12 protein-coding genes are annotated in these 18,083 nt (G+C 64.1%); 6 read left to right on the top strand and 6 right to left on the bottom strand.

Annotation, left to right across the window (positions count from 1 at the left end):
- Positions 1-79 precede the first annotated feature (79 nt).
- Both BTO02_RS10775 and BTO02_RS10780 read left to right on the top strand, forming a co-directional pair.
- Positions 80-511, top strand: coding sequence for a chemotaxis protein (locus BTO02_RS10775; RefSeq protein WP_083615067.1), 432 nt, complete (start codon positions 80-82; stop codon positions 509-511).
- 265 nt (positions 512-776) lie between these two features.
- Positions 777-1,349, top strand: coding sequence for a hypothetical protein (locus BTO02_RS10780; RefSeq protein ID WP_075157032.1), 573 nt, complete (start codon positions 777-779; stop codon positions 1,347-1,349).
- 234 nt (positions 1,350-1,583) lie between these two features.
- Here BTO02_RS10780 and BTO02_RS10785 read toward each other — a convergent pair whose 3' ends face one another.
- Complete coding sequence (locus tag BTO02_RS10785) at positions 1,584-3,236, bottom strand: GMC family oxidoreductase (protein ID WP_232243328.1); 1,653 nt, start codon at positions 3,234-3,236, stop codon at positions 1,584-1,586.
- 229 nt (positions 3,237-3,465) lie between these two features.
- On the opposite strand from BTO02_RS10785, the gene BTO02_RS10790 reads away from it, so the two are divergent.
- A complete protein-coding gene (locus tag BTO02_RS10790; protein WP_075157033.1) occupies positions 3,466-4,695 on the top strand; it encodes a GAF domain-containing protein in 1,230 nt (409 codons plus the stop codon).
- A 31-nt stretch (positions 4,696-4,726) separates the two neighbouring features.
- Here BTO02_RS10790 and BTO02_RS10795 read toward each other — a convergent pair whose 3' ends face one another.
- The 3 genes from BTO02_RS10795 to BTO02_RS10805 all read right to left on the bottom strand — a co-directional run bounded on the left by BTO02_RS10795 (position 4,727) and on the right by BTO02_RS10805 (position 9,138).
- Positions 4,727-5,764 carry a glycosyltransferase family 2 protein gene (locus BTO02_RS10795; protein ID WP_075157034.1) on the bottom strand — a complete coding sequence of 346 codons (1,038 nt, stop codon included), beginning with the start codon at positions 5,762-5,764 and terminating at the stop codon, positions 4,727-4,729.
- Between the two features lie 148 nt (positions 5,765-5,912).
- The gene (locus tag BTO02_RS10800) at positions 5,913-7,535 is read right to left on the bottom strand and encodes an efflux transporter outer membrane subunit (protein WP_075157035.1); all 1,623 of its coding nucleotides are present in this window, start codon (positions 7,533-7,535) and stop codon (positions 5,913-5,915) included.
- A gap of 1 nt (position 7,536) precedes the next feature.
- A complete protein-coding gene (locus BTO02_RS10805; protein WP_075157036.1) occupies positions 7,537-9,138 on the bottom strand; it encodes a DHA2 family efflux MFS transporter permease subunit in 1,602 nt (533 codons plus the stop codon).
- Between the two features lie 402 nt (positions 9,139-9,540).
- Between BTO02_RS10805 and BTO02_RS10810 the strand changes: the two genes are divergently transcribed.
- From BTO02_RS10810 to BTO02_RS10820, 3 genes are read left to right on the top strand one after another with little or no spacing between them, the layout of a single operon-like run.
- The gene (locus tag BTO02_RS10810) at positions 9,541-12,996 is read left to right on the top strand and encodes a type VI secretion system Vgr family protein (protein WP_232243329.1); all 3,456 of its coding nucleotides are present in this window, start codon (positions 9,541-9,543) and stop codon (positions 12,994-12,996) included.
- Positions 12,986-14,416, top strand: coding sequence for a hypothetical protein (locus tag BTO02_RS10815; protein ID WP_075157038.1), 1,431 nt, complete (start codon positions 12,986-12,988; stop codon positions 14,414-14,416). Before BTO02_RS10810 ends, BTO02_RS10815 begins: the two co-directional genes overlap by 11 nt.
- Before the next feature lie 24 nt (positions 14,417-14,440).
- Complete coding sequence (locus tag BTO02_RS10820) at positions 14,441-14,707, top strand: PAAR domain-containing protein (RefSeq protein ID WP_198039128.1); 267 nt, start codon at positions 14,441-14,443, stop codon at positions 14,705-14,707.
- A gap of 103 nt (positions 14,708-14,810) precedes the next feature.
- Here the strand turns inward: BTO02_RS10820 and BTO02_RS10825 are convergent, their stop codons facing one another.
- Both BTO02_RS10825 and BTO02_RS10830 read right to left on the bottom strand, forming a co-directional pair.
- Positions 14,811-15,560, bottom strand: a complete 750-nt coding sequence (locus tag BTO02_RS10825; protein WP_442953396.1) for an endonuclease/exonuclease/phosphatase family protein — start codon at positions 15,558-15,560, stop codon at positions 14,811-14,813.
- Positions 15,561-15,676: 116 nt separating this feature from the next.
- Entirely contained in the window at positions 15,677-17,893 is a 2,217-nt protein-coding gene (locus BTO02_RS10830; RefSeq protein ID WP_075158770.1) for a VTT domain-containing protein, read from the bottom strand.
- Positions 17,894-18,083: the final 190 nt, after the last annotated feature.

Raw genomic sequence — 18,083 nt, forward strand, 5'->3', positions numbered from 1 at the left:
CGGGACGTACTTGCGATGCGGTCCGCGGAACGGATATTGCGCGCTCGATGCGGCGTGCAACCGTCATCAAGGAGGCCTTATGAGCAGCACACTGGATCCGAACGAAAGCGAACCGCAGATCGTCAAGGAGACTGCGAACACGACCGGGACGCTCGGTCCGAGCGACTCGTCCGACAGCGGCAGCGACGTGGCAGGCGCGAAGCGCCACGATTTCGACCGTGACACCGAACTCGACAACCATGCGCTCGAAACCGGCGACAGCGAACTTGCAAGCGATACCGATCGCGCCGGCACCGGCGAGCGCGCGGCAGCCGACGGCGATTCGACCCTCGAGGAAAACAGCGACATCGACGTGGACCGCATCGACGACCCTTATCGACGCGACAGCGATGAGTCTGTCTCCGGCGAGCGGCTTGCGGACCGGATTGCCGACGAAGGCGGGGCAAGCGAAGAAGACGAGACGGGCGACGCAGCGGGCAATACCACGCGCGCAGATAAAGGAAAACGCTGAACGTGAGCGCTGGCCCGCGCGCTGGCGCGTCAGGCGCGAGCGTCGCACGGGTGCTATACCTGATGTGTCGACGGCGCGCGCTCGTCCGATAAGGTGCGCGCCATAGTACCTCTCACCTCAGGCGCGCGCTTTGCTGCGCAGAAAATCATACGATTCGAGCGGTTTCGCGCAGGATCGGTCGAACCCGCGCCGACGACGCGGACTAGCGAACGCTGCCGGACCGCTACCGGCATTTTCAACACGATGGCGTGAATGAGGAGGCACCATGTCGCTGATCGTTGCCGCACGTTTCACCACCTTTCCGGCTGCCGAATCGGCCGCCGAACGACTTTTCAGCCAGGGTTTCGTCGAAGAGGATGTGTCGCTTTTCTTCGTCAATCCGCGCGGTCAGCATGCGCGTTACCCGATAGGCGGCGATGCGAACAAGGACGCCGCATCGACCGACGCGCCGAAAGGCGCGGGCATGGGCGTGACGATCGGCGCCGTGATCGGGGCTGTCGTTGGCGTCGGCATCTTTGCCGCGTTTTCCGCGCCTCTGCTCGTATCGCTGATCGCGGCGGGCGTCGGCGCGTACGTCGGCTCGCTTATCGGCGCGATGTCGCGCACGCGCGGCGGCGGCAAGCATCCGCATGCGGAGCGCGTGCATCACGAGGCGCGCGACTCAGGCGTGCTGCTGGCCGTTCACGTCGCCCCCGATACGCAGAACGTCGCCGCGCAAACGCTGCGCGAGGCGGGCGGTGCGGAGATCGAGCGGGCAACGGGCCGGTGGCAGCACGGCAAATGGGCTGACTTCGACCCGACGCGCCCGCCCGTGGAGCTCGGCGAAAGCCGTGCATGACGGAAGCGGGAGCGAGACGCGCGAGCGTGCGATTTCAGGCTCATTCAGGCGCGCTTCACCGCATGCACGGCGGGGCCGACGGCGGACGGGGCAATGCGCCGGCGCGGACCGGCGCGACGCATCGCGCGCGGGGCGGCAGCGTGCAGGCAAGGCGCGCCCGATCGCGCAATGCACCACGCGACGGCGCATGCGACGGCGCACGGGCGCGAGTCAGCGGGGCGCCAGCGGCGTCGCCTACGCTCGGGCTTGCGGCGTGGTCGGCAACATGGACGACGCCGCCAGCGCATGATCGGCCGCCATCATGTCCGCTGCGCGCTCGCCAATTACCACGCACGGCGCCATCGTATTGCCGCTCGTAATCTCCGGCATGATCGACGCGTCGGCCACACGCAGGTTGTCGATGCCATATACCTTGAGCCGCGCATCGACGACCGACATGTCATCGCGTCCCATCTTCGCCGTGCCGCACTGATGCCAATACGTGATGGCCGCATTGCGCGCATAGTGGCGCATTGCGTCTGCGTCCAGACTGCCCGGTAGCCGTTCGCGCGAGGCGATGTGCGAGAACGCGCTGCTATTCGCCAGTTCGCGGCACAGTTCGATATTCGCGAGGCCCGTGACGAGATCGTCCGGATGCGACAACGTATTTGCGTAGATCAGCACCGGGTCGTTCACGTCGGCTCCCGACAGCCGCACCTGCCCGCGGCTTTTCGGGTGGGCGAGACCCGCGAACATCGTCCAGCCGTGTTCGGGCATGCCGAGAACGGCAGTCTCCGGGCTGGCGACCGGGAATTCGAGCTGGCAGTGGAACATGTCGGGCACCGCAAGGCGCGCATCGCTCGACCAGTAGAGCGTCGCTTCCGATCCGCCGTTGCCGATGCGCTGCGGCTCGCGATATTCGAACGTACAGCCGAACGCTACGTGATCCTGATGGTTCTGCCCGACGCCGGAAAGCGGCTGAACCACACGGATGCCGTGGCGCTCGAGTTCGTCGGCGGGCCCGATGCCCGACTGCATCAGTACCTTCGGCGTATTGATTGCGCCGAGCGACAGCACGACTTCGCGCCGCGCATGAAATGTCCGCCGCTCGCCGTCGACGACCGCCTCGACGCCGATCGCCGTCGTGCCGCGCAGCAGCACCTTGCTGACCAGCGTGCCCGTCATGATGGTCAGGTTCGGACCGACGCCGCGCGGGTCGCTTATGTAGGAGCGGAAGATCGACTGACGCCGGCCGTTGCGGACGATCAGATCGTTGATCGCCGCGCCGCCGCGGCCTTCCATCATGACGCCATTCGGGCTGTCGAAGCTCGGCAGGCCGAGCGCCTGCGCGGCATGGAGCAGCGCGTGGGCCACCGGAGCCGGATCCGACGCAGCCTCGACGTGCACCGGACCGCCGGCGCCGCGCCGCAGCGGATCCTGCACGCCTTGCCAGTTCTCGATGCGGCGATAAAGACCGAGCACCGACTCGTAACCCCATGCCGGGTCGCCGGCCTCGGCCGCGAAATGTTCCCAGTCGTTCTTGTGGCCGCGCGCCCAGACGCCGACATTGATGCTCGAACCGCCGCCGAGCACCTTGCCCATATTGAGCGGAATCGAGCGGCCATTCAGATGCGGGTTCGGCTGCGCTGCGAACGCCCAGTCGCGTTCGGAGCCGAGATTCAGAGGCCATTGCGCAGGCGTCATCACGGCGGGCACGTCGTCGCTGCCACCGGCTTCGATCAGCAGCACGCGCACGTCCGGATTTGCGGCGAGGCGCGCGGCGACGACCGAGCCGGCCGGTCCGGCGCCGCAGACGATGAAGTCGTAGCGCTCGGCACGCTGGCCATTCAAAAGGTCGACAGAATGCGCGCGATCGCCGGCAGCCGACGCGGAAAGGCTGGTCTCCACTGTGTCTGGATAAGGATTGTGCATTGGATCACCGGTCGGAACGTCAGAGAGAAAGGGCCCGCATTCGACGGGGCGAATTCGGGGATTACGTTCGGGACAACACGGTGGAGACTATCAAATCTATCAAATTTGCCAAATACAATTGATATTTGTTGAGAAAGTCGTCATAGTGAAAGACACAGCAGCGGGAGGCGGCGGAATTATCGCGATACCTGCACAATTCGGGTCTATGGAAAACGACGTACTCACCACGACGGAAGCCGCGCGGCTGATGGGCGTGTCGGTTCGCACCGCGCAGTTGCTGATCGAAGGCGGCACGCTGCGCTCATGGAAGACGCCGGGCGGACACCGGCGCGTCTATCGGGCGGACGTGCTCGCTTTCGTCGCGCAGCACGACGAGACGCCGGACGCGTTCAATTCCGCGCGCATCGTGCTCGTTGCGCCGCGGGCGCATGTCGAGCGTTGCGTCGAATGGCTGTCGGCCGTGGACGGGTGCACGGTCGATGCGTACAGCGACGCGCAGGAAGCCGCGTTCGCGATTGGCTTGCGCTTGCCGGCCGTGGTGGTCGTCGATCTGCGCGACGCAGTGCCCAGCGCACAAGGCGAAGATCGTAAACGCGGCGCTCGCCGGAGCGCCGGCGAGCGCCGCGAGCGCGTACAGACCGACTGCGACGAACGCGCCGCGCTCGTCGAGCAGCTCGCAATGCAGCCGGCGCTCGGCGCATCGCGCATCGTTACCCTGGGCGGAGACGCCGATGCGCCGTACGACGCCGGCACAACAGCCAAAGCACCCGCCGACGGCCGTGCCGACAGCGGCGCAAACGCGAAGATCACGCGCATCGCACACGAGCCGGCGCTACCGGCGGCCGTGCGCAATCTGCTGCGCGATCGGGATGCGGCGGCCGGCCGACCCGATCCCGACGCGACCTATCCGGTTGCCCCGAACGAAGCACAGCGCCTCGTCGCGCTCGAGCGCGCGGGCTTTGTCGATACGCCCCCCGAAGACGCATTCGACCGTTTGACCTGGCTCGCGAGCCGCGCGCTGAAGGCGCCGATCGCATTGTTGACGGTGCTGACCGCACAACGCCAGTGGTTCAAGTCCCGCCAGGGCCTCGACGGTTTCACGGAAACGCCGCGTGGCTGGGCCTTTTGCAATTACACGATTCTGCAGCGCGACGTGCTCGTCGCGCCGAATCTCGCCGACGATGCGCGCTTCGCGGACAATCCGGCGGTGGCGGGCGGCCCGTGCTTCCGCTTCTACGCGGGCGCGCCGGTGGTCGACCAGGACGGCTTCGCGATCGGTTCGTTGTGTGTGATCGACTACGAGCCGCGCACGCTCGACGAAGAAGCGCGCGAGACGCTGGCCGCGCTGGCGGCGATCGCGTCCGACGAATTGCGCCTGCGCGCGACCGACCGGCAGCTACGCTGGGCGCTCGATACATTGAGCCGGCGGCAGTAGGGGTGACGCGGGTTCGACGGAAGCGCCGCAGTCAATGATCGTGCGAACGCGGCTCGGCCACCGGATGCTTCGCGTGCTGCGCGTCGTATTCGGCCTGCGCGCCTCGTGCCAGCCGCCGCTGCGCGGCCCGCGCTTCGGCACGCGTGGCCAGCACCTGCGCATCGACCCGGTGCCGGTTGATCAGCGCCCATGGCAGGCCGGCGACCATCGCTGCGCCGTCTCGCCATAACGTGTGCTCGTGCGCGAAGGTCGCGAGCGCGGCGCATGTCGAACGGCCAACGTCGCGCCACGGCAGCCGCAGCCACGCGATCCACGCCGCGTTACGCGCCTGCACGCGCCGCTGCAACGCGTCTTCACTACCGCATACATGGTCGGGCGAATCGGGCCTGCCGGTGCGCCGGCGCCCGAACCTGTCGAGCGCAGCAGCAGTGTCGGATGCAAAAGCGCCGCGTCGCACGGTCAGTTCGTTGCAGTAGGCGATCGTGTGCCCGGCGTCGAGCACATCGAGCGCGACGAGCGCTTCTTCTCCGCCGACGCCGAACCGGCGCTCATAGCCGCCAACGGCCCGGAACACGGCGGTGCGAAACACACAGGCCCCCGCGATATAACTTGTGACTGCCGTCCCCGGACAGCCGGCCGCTGCGAGCGGACTTGCCGCCATCGAGCGGCAGCGCGGATCGAGCGCGCCGCTTTCGCCGTTTACGATGCGCGCATTGAGCACCGCGACTTGCGGTGCGCCGTCGAGCAGCTTCACGGCCAGCGCGAGCGAGCCCGCTTCCCACCAGCTATCGTCGTCGCAGAACGCGACATAGTCGGTGCGCACGCAGGCAACCGCGCGATTGCGGCCCGCGGCGCCGAGGTCGGTACCGCACTGGACCACACGCACCTGAGGAAACAGCATATCGACGAGCTTGACCGTCTCGTCGCGCGAAGCGTTGTCCGCGACGATCACGGGCGGTTGCTCGGGCAAGGACGCGAGCCGCGCGAGCGTGCCCACGAGTTGACCGGCGCGATCGTGCGTGAGAACGACCACTGAGATGCGCGGCAAGGCGGGCGGGCGGCTTTGCATGATCGATCTGCCTTGAGGGAACGACTTTGGTGCGCGACGGCGAGCCGCGCTTCGCTAACCACTCAATTTCAAACGATATACCTGTAAAGCCTTCCAGTGTGTGCTCTTTGCGACGCTGGCGATCTGATCCGCCACTGCTTGATGCAAATCATGGGTTGCGCGCTGGCGTCTGTTCCCATCCTCCGCCCAGCGCCTTGTACAGCGCGACGAGATCGGTACTGACCTGGGTCGTGCTCTGCGCATACTGCTGCCGAACCTGCGAAAGCTGCCGTTCCGCATCGAGCACGTCGATAAAGTTCGTCAGCCCTTTCCGGTAGCTTTCGCGCGCGAGGTCGAACGCATCCTGCTGCGCGGCCGCACTGCGCTCGAGCGAGGTGCGGCGCGTCTGGTCGGTGCGATAGACGGCAAGCGCGTTGTCGACGTCGCGCAGTGCGAGCAGCACCGTCTTGCGGTATTCGAGCGCGGCCTCGGCCTGCTGCGCTTTCGTGACCTTGAGGTTCGACACGAGCGCGCCGCCCTCGAAAATCGGCAGCGAAACAGACGGTCCGAACGAATAGAACAGATGCGACCAGCGGGCGAGATCGCTTGCGTGCGTGCCGCGCAGGCCGATCTGGCCCGTCAGCGAAATATCGGGGTAGAACTGTGCGACCGCGACGCCGACATTCGCGGTTGCCGCATGCAGGTTCGCTTCGGCGCGGCGAATATCGGGGCGTCGGCGCGCCAGTGTCGACGGCAGGCCGGTCGCGACGACGGGCGGCACGGGCGGCACCGCGGCAGGGGTCGACAGCTCGTCGTCGAGCGCGCCCGGCGGCTCGGCCAGCAGATACGACAGACCGTTCAACGCCTGCACGATCTGCTGCTCGAATTGCGGCAGTTGCGCGCGCGTCGATTCGAGCTGTGCAGCCGCGCTTTGCACGTCCTGCTGGCTTGCGAGTCCGACCTTCGCCTGGCTTTGCGTGAGCGTCAGCACGCCGTTCTGTTCGTCGACGAGCCGTTTGGCGATATCGAGCTGCGCCTGCGCGCCGCGCAACTGCATATAGTTCTGCGCGACTTCGCCTTCGAGCGACAGCAGCGCATCGTTGCGGCTTTCGACTGCCGCTTCGGTCTGTGCATTCGCGGCTTCGACCGAACGCCGCACGCGGCCGAACAGATCGAGCTCCCACGACGCATCGAAACCGGCTTGCCACAGGTTGATCGGCTGTTCGAGCTGGTCCACGAGATTGCGTGCGCCGTTCTGAACCGAGGCGCCCTGGCCGGACGCGCCAAGCGCATCGATGCGGCTATTCACGTTCTGATCGTCGAGAATGCCCTTGATGCCGAGCTGCTCGCGCGTATAGCTGCCGGTCGCGCGCACGTTGGGCAGACCTTGCGCGGCCGCGCCTTGCACCTGGGCGCGCGCTTGCTCGATGCGCAGCACCGCTTCGCGCAAATCGAGATTGCTTTGCGCGGCGCGTGCGATCAGGCGGTCGAGCGTCGGATCGTCGAAGCTGCGCCACCAGCGCGGGTCCGGATCCGAGTCTTCGGTCGGATGCGACGAAACGGCGGTGGCGTCGGGCACTTTCGCTGCGCCGCCACCAGGCTTCGGCGCTTCGCCATTCGACGTCGCATCGTTGGCGCGTTGCGGATCGCGCCAATGCGCGGGCTCGTCCTGACCGAGGCCGTTGGGCGCCTTGAAGTCGGGGCCGACCGCGCATGCGCTCAACGCGACGCACAGCAGCAACGCGAATGCATGCGAACGGGCACGCGGCCTCTTTTTCGTGTCGACCGTCATGTCAATGTGCTCCGCCGCCGGCCGCTTTCGCCGGCGAAAAGAAGAACGTGAGCGGAATGCACAGGATGCAAAAGATCGACAGCATCGCAAATACGTCCACATACGCGAGAATCGTCGCCTGACTCACGAACGTCTGATAGAGGTGCCCGGTTGCAGTTTGCACAGCCTGCGCGCGCGGCTGCCCCACGAACTCGATCACCGACTGCGTGTTTCGCGCGAGCGCGTCGCTATAGTTCTGCGACAGCGGCGTCATATGCTCGGCGAGGTGCGCCATGCGCGCCTGGCTGCGTTCGCGGATCAGTGCCGTCGAAAGGGAAATGCCGATCGAACCGGCCACGTTGCGGCACATCGTGAAGATCGCCGACGCATCGTTGTGCAGCCGCTGCGGCACGGTCAGATACGCGAGCGTGGTGATCGGCACGAACAGGAAGCCGATCGCGAGCGACTGCGCGCTGCGCATCTTCACGAGCGTGTCGTAGTCGATGTCCGGCGTCAGCGTATGCGCGTAGGCGAGCGCAAGCGCCATCAGCATGAAGCCGATCGACAGCAGCGAGCGCGTCTGCACGTACGGCATCAGCCGGCTGATGATCGGAATCTCCAGCGTGATCAGGATCGCACCCGGCGACAGCACGAGGCCCGCGAGCGTCGCCGTATAGCCGAGCTGCTGTTGCGCGAGCTGCGGTACGAGCACCGCGCTACCGTACAGGATGACCGCGAATGACGCGATCGCCGCGCAGCCGAGCGCGAAGTTGCGGTCTTTCATACAGCGCAGATCGACCACGGGCTTCTTCGTGTAAAGCAGCCACGTGATGGCGCCGCCGATGCCGAGCGCGGCGAGCACCGCAAAAAGGCGGATGAAGTTCGAGCTGAACCAGTCGTCGTCTTCGCCGCGATCGAGCATCACCTGCAGGCAGCCGAGGCCGATCGAGATCAGCCCGATGCCGATATAGTCGATCGACACCTTGCCCTTGCGCTTGCGTTCCCAGGGCGGGTCTTCGACGAACTGCATCACGGCAATCGACGTCAGGATGCCGACCGGCACATTGAGCAGAAACACCCAGCGCCACGTGAAATTGTCGGTGATCCAGCCGCCGAGCGTCGGCCCGAGCACGGGCGCGACGACGATCGCGACCGCCGAAATCGAGAAGGCGCGGCCACGCTGCGAGGCCGGAAACGTATCGAGAATGATCGACTGCTGGTTCGGCTGCAGGCCGCCGCCGAAAAAGCCCTGCAGCAGGCGGAAAACGATCAGTTGCCCGAGGTTCGTCGCGATGCCGCACAGAAACGAGCAGATCGTGAATGCGATGATGCAGATCACGAAGTAGCGCTTGCGGCCGAGCACGCGCCCGAAGAACGCGGAGATCGGCAGCACGATGCCGTTTGCAACGAGGTACGAGGTCAGCGTCCATGTCGCTTCGTCGTAGCTCGCCGACATCGTGCCGGCGATGTGCGGCAGCGCGACGTTCACGATAGTCGTATCCAGCACTTCCATGAATGCCGCGAGCGTCACGACGATGGCGATCAGCCACGGGTTGGCGGCCGGGCGCCAGTTTTCGTCGCGCGACGCGCCCTGGCTGTTCGATTCGTTATGCGTGGTGCTCATCGCGCACGCGCTTCCTGTCTGTCATTGATAGGTTCGGGAAAAGGCCGATTCGAACAGTAAGCAAGGTGCGAGCCCGAAGCTTTCAGGCATCCGCGAGGCACAGGTCATCGAATCAAGGGGGGCCGCTCCCGCATTGCATGGGGGCGGCTTTGTAAGTCATTGCGTTAGCCAGCGTGAGATAAATCAGAAAAGTGACGAAACTTGACAAGTTTTTACACTTCGGAGTCCGGATTGTGTGTTTTTGTGGAGCGAGTCCGGTAGATTTTCACGCGCGAATATTTCCAGTATCGAACAGGCGAAGGAGGAGTTCTGAAAACGGCAGCAGCAAACGACGCGTCCGGGAACGCGCATCGGTATTACCGTCTCGATCTTGCGCAGACGGCCAGTTCCAGACTGGCCGATGTGTACTCGTTCGACGGCGTGCGTGCGATCGGCGCGCCGACGCGCTATGTCATCCGCTTCACGCATCCACGCCACGATCTGTCGCACGATGAATATCTGAACAGGATGGCGACGTTCATCATCCAGCCACCGCAACAGCAGTGGACCCGGTCTGAACCGGAACGACGCGTGTATGGCATCGTCACCGGCTTTGCTCTGGTGGGAAGCAACCGGGACCAATCGACGTATGAGGTGGTTCTGGAGTCGCGCATGGCGCTGCTGCGCAACAGCCCGAAGTGCCGCTTCTTCGTTGACCGGAGCGATCCCGAGATCATCGGGCAGATCCTGCGTGAAAACGGCTTCGACAAGCTGCTGGCGGACTTCGAGTTCGCACTACACCGGACCTATCGCAAGCGGGAATTTGTCATGCAGTGGGACGAGGACGATCTTGCGTTCATCACGCGTCTGTGTCGCCGTTCGGGTCTGTGGTATGTCTGCGAGGAAGGCCGGCGCTGCGAGAAAGTGCGTTTTGGCGACGATCTCACGCACTACCGGCGCGATCCGGATCTGACGGTCGCGTATCGCCCGTACAGCGGCATGGACAGCAATGGGATGGAGTCGGTCCACACGCTCGAAATGCACGCGACGACCATCGCGACACGCTACACCGTGCGGACCTTCAGTCCCGAAAGCATGCTGGAGGAGCCGGTCGAACGGACCTGGGAAATACGGGGCGACTCGACCACATCCGGCGAGGTCTATGTGTGGGGCGCCCCCTGCCTGAGCGCCGACGAGGCCGCAGAGGAAGCGCAGCTACGTGCCCAGGCGGCGCAGGCGGGGCAGATCGAGTATCGGGGAACCGGCAACCTGCTCGATCTCGCACCCGGGTACGTGCTCAAATTGCTGGATCGGGACCTGGCGCAAGCGAAGCACGGACTGCTTGCGGTCAGCGTGACCTATGCTGCGTCGCGCGACAGGGGTTATCACGTGACCTTCACGGCGATACCGGCCGACCGCCTCTACCGCCTGCCGCTGCTCGAGGAGACGTGGCCGAAGATTCACGGTGTGGTGACCGGCCGCATCACGTCGACGGGCGGTCACACGCATCCGTATCTCGACGAGCAGGGCCGTTACATCGTGGACCTGCATCTGGACCGCGACCCGCGCACACCGGGGCTGAATAGCTGCCCGATGCGGCTTGCGAAGCCGTTCGCGGGTGGCGGGCGCACCGGCTTTCACTTTGGCCTCGTCGACGGGACCGTGGTGACGGTGGCGTTCCTGCGCGGCAATCCCGATCTGCCATACATCAGTCAGGTGCTGCACACGGTGCGGGACAGGGATCCGGTGGTGGCCGGCAAATGGGGTACACGCGACACGATCCGGACGCGTTCGAACAACACGTTCGAGTTCGAGAACGACGAGGGCAAGGAGCACATCAAGACCGCGACGGAACATGGCAAATCGCAGCTCAACCTCGGGCATACGGTCGCTGCTGACGGGAATGTGCGCGGCGAGGGCTTTGAACTGCGCAGCGACCTGAAGGGACATCTGCGCGCGGGCGGCGGCATGCTGATCTCGACTGAGGCACAGGCCGGGGCGCTCGGCGAGCAGGCCAGCATGGAAGCGGCCATGCAGCAGTTCGAGGCGATGCAGCGCGACGTACAGTCGCTTGCCGATGCGGCGCGGGCGTCGCAGATCGAGACTGCGGACCTGAAGGAGGAGAACCGATGGCTTCGGGAGGAGCTGGAAGGTCTGAAACAGGCAGTGATCGCGCTGTCGGCACCGAACGGCATTGGGATGGCGACGCCGGATCGTGTGATGGTCTCGGCCGGCAAGGATGTCAGCGTGGCGACGGCATCGTGGTTCAACCTCAATGCTGCCATGCGCGTGGCCATCGCGGCAGGTGAAATGATCTCGATGTACGGCGGCAAACAGGGCATCAGGACCTTTTCGGGTCGAGGCCCGATCGAGATCCAGGCCCAGCGCAACCTGCTGTCGCTGGCTGCCGACCAGAACGTAACAATATCGAGCGTGAACGGCTCGGTGCTGATAAAGGCGGCCAGGGAGTTCATCGTCGAATGCCAGGGAGCGTTTATCAAGCTCTCGAATGGCTGCATCACGCTCGGTGCGCCCAATGAACTGCGCTGGGAAATCTCGAAGTTCGAGAAGACACCGTCTGCGCAGATGCACCTCGGCGCGCCGGCATTCTCGCCAGCCATGGTCCCGTTCCAGGTGTCGTGTGAGGCGTGGCGGGGAGGCGCTTCGCTTGCGGCCAGTACATCACCTGCAGCCATCGATCCACAAGGCGGCCCGATGCCGGCCGCCCCGGTATCGGGCATCGGGGGAACGCAAAGGTTGGGCGCTGCAGTCGTCCCGATCGTTCCGATCGATTCGCCTGAGCGCAGCTTTGCGGACGGGAACCACATTCTTGAACCGCAACTTCCGCCTTCAAGTGACCTGAGTATTCCGGTGAGATTGGAGAATGGCGTTTATTGTCCGTGGCACATGCCCGGTATGTTTAAAGAATGCGTGGACGCAACGGAGACCGGCAGCTATATGGCGCTCGACGAGAGAAGGCAGCCGTGGCTGAATGACGTAACAAACCAGCAGCGGACTGCAGGTGGGACCTTTCCGACCGAATTTGAACTGTCCTACGACGGACAATCGAAAACTTTGTACGCCACGGTGAGAGTAAAGATCATCCCTGTCGACCTGTTTGTGTCTGATGCAACGGGGACGGCACTGCTTGGTCCAGATGGGCAGAAGCAGTCCGTGCCCTACGACTCCGATGCTCACTACCGATGTGTCGTCTACGGAGTCGGCAGGTACGACAATGGCCACGTCATGGAGTACCGCCGCGGAATCGGCCCGCGTTTCGATGTCGAAAAGAAGAAGCGCCAGGTCGAGGCTGTACTGAATGGACACGGATGTCAGCTGATTCTCGATGGCTGTTCGAAGGAAGCCTCGTGCGGTTGTCGTGTATCCGTGATTTTCAGGGTGGAGTTTCTGATCAGCGTGGCCGGAGCGGATGTTGGAAGCGGTAAAAAAATCCACAAGACGGTATATCTGTTTCCGCGGGAGCTGCGTGCTGACGCCAAATCATGGGGTGAAATCAGTACGAGACGCCGTAGAGATGGAACCTATGTTGATAGCGGCGGCGATTCCAACGTGGCCGCCCATGAATGCGGCCACCTGTTTAACTTTCCGGATGAGTATTGGGAGTACGGCGGCTGGGTACATCGCATGTATATCAACAATAACCAGCTTGACTTTGCCGCCGACGCAGCCCATCGGGGGAAACAGAAATGGCAGATGACATCGGCCAGAAACCTCATGGGAGGAGGTTGCAATAACCCGGTCCCTCAAACTCCAGGTGCTCTGCCGACCGCGTCCGTTGGACCCTATTACCTGGAATACGTCCGCAAGCATTTCACTGACATGACACATAAGAACTGGAAGGTCGGGTATGGCAGGTGAAGCGTTTCGCCGCGTTTTATTGAATAAGGTTTCCACATTATTTATTGTCATTGGAGCACTGACTATGTCCGGATCCTCTGCGGAAGAATCCGATTTCCCCGTTGGGGAGGGTTTCGGGTTCAGTTCGATGAACGTCATGCCGGATGGCGCAAATGGCGTAGGCGTATGGCTGAAAGGCACCGCCCGCGTAAGGCTGTCCAACACGCTCAATAAAGGCGTGACCGGCAAGCTGACCGGCGTCGGCGTCGTAGAAGCGGAGTTATCTCACGACGATCTCGCCCAGGCGAAGGTTATTCACCGCAAACTGTGCGAGGCTGCCGCGAGAAGACCCGTTACGGAGCTGGAGCCAATGCGCCCCCCGCTGGTGTACTCGATAACCTGTATGGAAAATGGCCAACTCAAGCCGTATCACGGGCAATGGCATGAACTGCCACGAGAACTGGCATTCCAGCTTACCGACTACCAGTCCAGGATCCTGAAAAACTATGCTGCTCAGGGGCGTGCCATTCTCAAGCTCAACGTTGCTGTAGCAGGTGTTGAACGTCAACGAGGCAAGCTCTTTGTATCTGTCCGGTTTGTCAATAGCGGTCGGTATCCAATCCTGATGTCAAGGCCTGATACCTGGCGGCAGCACCGGGACCGGCTGGACGTAGGAACCATTGATATAGACGACAGCAATGATTGGGGTGTTGATCTCGCCGGTGTCCCGATTGTCAACGGAACCGAATTTCCCGATGAGACGCTGACGATTCCCGCTGGCGGCAACGTCACCTTCAACTTCCTCGCGGCGCCCGATAGAAAGATCAAACGTGGAACCTATCGCGTCGGAGCACTTGTTATTGCCGGGATAGGCGGCGACGGTATTGCAGCCACCATGGGGCGAGTCGGCTTCACTTCGGATAACAGCAAGCCTGTCGTGGTGACCTTCGACCGTGACTATCCGTCTACGCCCGAGGAACTGGAAAACTACGAAGCACAGAAACGCGAAGCGATGTCTTCGCAGCCTGTGCTTCCCGGTTCGGAATTTGCCGAGGACGGCTACTACCGGGCCGTATCGATGGTGGACGAACAGCGCAGCCGGTTCGTGAGCAAATTTCGCAAAGGTCAGCGCGCGCCGGAACCGGAAGGAGCGGTTGACGAGAACGGAAAACCAATGCTTTATCCGCCTGCTACGTCCTGGTTCTGGGAGGCCGATCCAGGTCTGCCGCCGTACGGAACAGATGTGGTTTGCCGCCCGGGAAAGGCCTGTCCGCGTTCGGGCCGCTGGTTTGAACGAAAGCAGCTGCCGTATCCGATGTTTCCAGTGACTTACGACGATAGTTCCAACCGTGTGATTCATTGCAGAGCGGGCGAGACGATGCCCGGAATCATCGAATTATCAAGTCATGGCCTGTCGAACTGGGAATGGATAGGAATCTGAAACATGTCGAGACGTGCGTACATCATGCAGTTCGACAACACGACCAGCGGCGGGCAGGTGCTCGACGGCGACGCAGAAATGCGCGCAAACGGGCGCTGCCTCAGTTATCTCGGCGCGAGGGTGTCATGCCCGGCATGCAACACCGAGGGCTACATCGAGCCGAAAGGACCGCGCCCAGATGACCGCATCTCGAACCGGCAGCCGGCCCTCGACGGTGACCTTTGCCATTGCCGGTGCGATCCGAAACCACGCGTGCTCGCGTCGCAAACAGACATGGGCGTCTGCACCTGAACTCCGTCCAACGACGCCCGACCACCGCATCGCGTGCCTCGTTGCCCTCGCAACCGCTGCATCACAGCCGCTGCATCACAGCCGCTGCATCACAGCCGCTGCATCACAACCGTACGTGCGCGACGAGCGGCAAATGGTCCGACGCAACACGCGCGAGCGCGCTGCGATGGGCTTGCACGCCGATCAACCGCTCGACGGGGTGCATCCAGATGCGGTCGAGCGAAAACACCGGGCACCGCGACGGAAACGTGCGTGGCGCGGGCGCCGCCTTGAAGTGCGTGACGAGCGCGCGCAGCGGATAACCCCAGACGAACCACTCGTTGATATCGCCGAGCAGGATCACGGGCAGCGCCGGCGTATCGAACGCCGCGATCAGCGACGCGATCTGCGCGCGCCGCTCGCGTGCCGAGAGGCCGAGATGTGTCGCGACGATGCGCAGCACGCCGCTCGTGCTTGCGATATCGACGTCGAGCGCGCCGCGCGCCTCGCGCTTGCCGAACGACAGGTTCAGCGTGCGCGTCGCGCGCACGGGCAAACGCGTGAGCACGGCATTGCCGTAGCGCCGCTCGGGCGTATCGAGTGTCGGCCCGGCAATCGCAAGCATGTCCGTTGCCTCGCGCAGCATCGGCAGCGCATTCGGTGCAGCGCGTCCGCCGAGCGGCACTTCCTGCAGCGCGACGATATCGGCGTCGAGTTCGGCGATCACGTCGGCGATACGTTGCGGCATGTAAACGCCGTCGCAGCCGATTGCGCCGTGAATGTTGTAGGTCGCGATACGTAGCACACGCAAATCGGCCGCGGCCGGTTTCGATGGCGCGCTCGCTAGCGTATCGCTGGGCGCCGATGGGTCCACGCACGCGTGCGTGCACGTGATCGAGGACGCATGCAAAGGTTCATGCAAATCCACGCGCGAGCGCGTATATGAAGGCCTGTTCAATGGTGTGTCCGGATCTTCGTTCAATGATTCGTTCATGCCCGGCGTGCAAAAAAGCGGTGCAGCGCGACCGAGATGCCGACCAGCACCGCGCCGATCGCGCCGACGAGCAGAATGCCGGCGAGCGATGGATGGTGGACCGCGGCCACGAGTTGTTGTGCAAACGTCGTCGCGAGCACGATGCCAGGCGCCATGCCGATCGCCGTGCCGGCGAGATAATCGCGAAAGCCGATATGCGATGCGCCGGCCACGAGATTGAGCAAGGTGAACGGCGCAACCGGCACGATCCGCGCGATCACGACAGCCACGAACCCTTTCTTGCCGAGCTTTTCGCTGATGCGGTTGATGCGCGAACCAGCGAGGCGCCGCACCGCGTCGTGGCCGAGCGATGCACCCGCGTAATAGGTGATGACCGCCGAGATCAAGGTCCCGCTCAACGCATAGAGGCTGCCGGACAGCGCACCGAACACGAAGCCGCTGACGGCGATCAGCAGCGTGACCGGCACCGAGATGCTCGCGGCGAGCGCATAGACCGCGATGATCGCAAGCGGCCCGAGCCGCGAGTCGTGCAGTTCATGCGCCGCATGGACGAGCGCGGAAAAGCTCAACAGGTTGCCAAGCGGCGTGAAGCGCCACAGCACCGCAAACACGGCGACCGCGAGCGCGAAACTGCCGAGCACAAGCAGCCGGCCGCGCAACGGGCGGCTTTCGGCTTCGGGCAGGAACTGGCGGACGAGTTCCTGCGGTGCGAGCGGTGCTTCGGGGTCGAAGACCGACATCCGCGTGGTCAGTTCGTCCGGTTCCGCGGGCGCAACCGGATCCTGCGGCGCGAGCGTGCGCTCCCCGTGCCGCAGCGTGGCGATCGCCGCATTCAGGCGCTGCGCCGCAAGCGCTTCGGCGACCGCTTCGGGCGTCGCGTCGAGGTGTTCGCCGAGCAGCCGGTTGCGCACCGACGCGATCATCGCCTTGATACGCGGATCGCCCTGCGCGTCGAGCGCAATATTGCATTCGGTGTCGAGCACCATCGACCGGTTGTTCAGGTTCGCGCTGCCGATCAGCAACAATTCGTCGTCGACGGTCATCAGCTTGCTGTGCACGTTGATGAACTGGTCGTGCATGAATCCGCCCGCGCTCGGCGCGTACAGCGCATAGCGGCCGTGGCGGTCGGCCTGCTTCATCAGCGCGTGCAGCCGCGCGCGCATGACGCCCATGGTCGCGTGCTGCAGCCAGCCGGTTTGCCGTTCGGGGCCGACCACGGCGATATCGGGGCCGTCGGGTTCCGCGAGGCTCGCCGCCAGCGCCGCGCCGATCCGGCTCGCGGTGAAGTACTGGTTCTCGATATAGATGCTCTCGCGTGCGCGCGCAATCGCGTCGACGTACATCTGCTGGATGTGCTGGACTGCGGAACGTCCGTTGTACTCGGGTTCGGTCAGCGCGATGCCGAGCTCGACATGCTCGATGTCGGCGTGCACGTGCTCCGGCCACGGATCGAGGTGCGCGGCGTGACCCGCACCCGCGTTGTGCACGGCAACCGGCGGCAGTTCGACGTGCCGTGCGGACGCGCGCCGCCAACGCTCGCGCACGAGCTCGCCGAGGGCCGCGGCTGCCGGCCCGTCGAACATCGCTTGTACGTCGTGCATCGGCTGGTAGGGCTCCGCATTGGCGTTGCGTCGCAGCGGCATGTGCGGATGATGGTCAGGCGTGTCCCAGCGCGAGCCGGTCAGATCGATGCCGCCCGCAAACGCCACACGATCGTCGACCACGACGAGTTTCTGATGATGCGACGCGCCAAGCGGATGACGTCCGTCGAGTTGAAACCGCACGCGCCGATGCGTGCGCCAGCCGAGCTTGTACACGGGCAGCCATTCGCGCTCGAATGCATAGAGCATCGCGAAGTCCCACGCGAGCACGTAGATGCGCAGATGCAGCTGTTTTTCGACGAGCGCGCACAAAAACTCCGCGAGCCCGGCGGGCAAGCCGTCGCGTGCGCCTTCGGGCGTCAGTTGCAGACGGCTGTCGATATCCCAGCCCACAATGAAAATCGTGTCGCGGGCGCGCGTCATTGCCGCGCGCAACGCATCGAAATAGTCGGCCGCATCGATCAGCACGCGCAAGCGCTGCGCGGGCCGCAGCCACGCGCAAGTGCGGCCTTCCTGCAGCCACGCGCCGCGCTCGGTGCGTGGACAGGCTTCGCTATCGGTTCCGGCACCGTTTGCCGGCGGATCGTCCGTTATCGGGTCGGCCTCGCGCATCGTCATGGTGGAAGGGAGGGTGCCTAGGGGTTGAGTCACTGTCTGAGCGCTGAGCACGGGCTGTGCCGCGCCGGGACGCGATGCGCGCGACAACGCGCTGGGCACGGCGTATGCTGTGAATCCGCGCTGGTCCGCGCATCGACCTGCTACTGACGTGTTCAAACCGATGTGTTCAACCGGGAAGGAGAAC

Origin of the sequence: Paraburkholderia sp. SOS3 (genome assembly GCF_001922345.1) — a bacterium.
In the GTDB taxonomy this organism is placed as follows: Bacteria; Pseudomonadota; Gammaproteobacteria; order Burkholderiales; family Burkholderiaceae; genus Paraburkholderia.

What these genes read in the sequence shown, in the direction of transcription:
- BTO02_RS10830 (WP_075158770.1), bottom strand. Translation starts at nt 17,893, where the DNA reads ATGCGCGAGGCCGACCCGATAACGGACGATCCGCCGGCAAACGGTGCC.
- BTO02_RS10815 (WP_075157038.1), top strand. Translation starts at nt 12,986, where the DNA reads ATGGCAGGTGAAGCGTTTCGCCGCGTTTTATTGAATAAGGTTTCCACA.
- BTO02_RS10795 (WP_075157034.1), bottom strand. Translation starts at nt 5,764, where the DNA reads ATGCAAAGCCGCCCGCCCGCCTTGCCGCGCATCTCAGTGGTCGTTCTC.
- BTO02_RS10800 (WP_075157035.1), bottom strand. Translation starts at nt 7,535, where the DNA reads ATGACGGTCGACACGAAAAAGAGGCCGCGTGCCCGTTCGCATGCATTC.
- BTO02_RS10805 (WP_075157036.1), bottom strand. Translation starts at nt 9,138, where the DNA reads ATGAGCACCACGCATAACGAATCGAACAGCCAGGGCGCGTCGCGCGAC.
- BTO02_RS10790 (WP_075157033.1), top strand. Translation starts at nt 3,466, where the DNA reads ATGGAAAACGACGTACTCACCACGACGGAAGCCGCGCGGCTGATGGGC.
- BTO02_RS10820 (WP_198039128.1), top strand. Translation starts at nt 14,441, where the DNA reads ATGCAGTTCGACAACACGACCAGCGGCGGGCAGGTGCTCGACGGCGAC.
- BTO02_RS10775 (WP_083615067.1), top strand. Translation starts at nt 80, where the DNA reads ATGAGCAGCACACTGGATCCGAACGAAAGCGAACCGCAGATCGTCAAG.
- BTO02_RS10780 (WP_075157032.1), top strand. Translation starts at nt 777, where the DNA reads ATGTCGCTGATCGTTGCCGCACGTTTCACCACCTTTCCGGCTGCCGAA.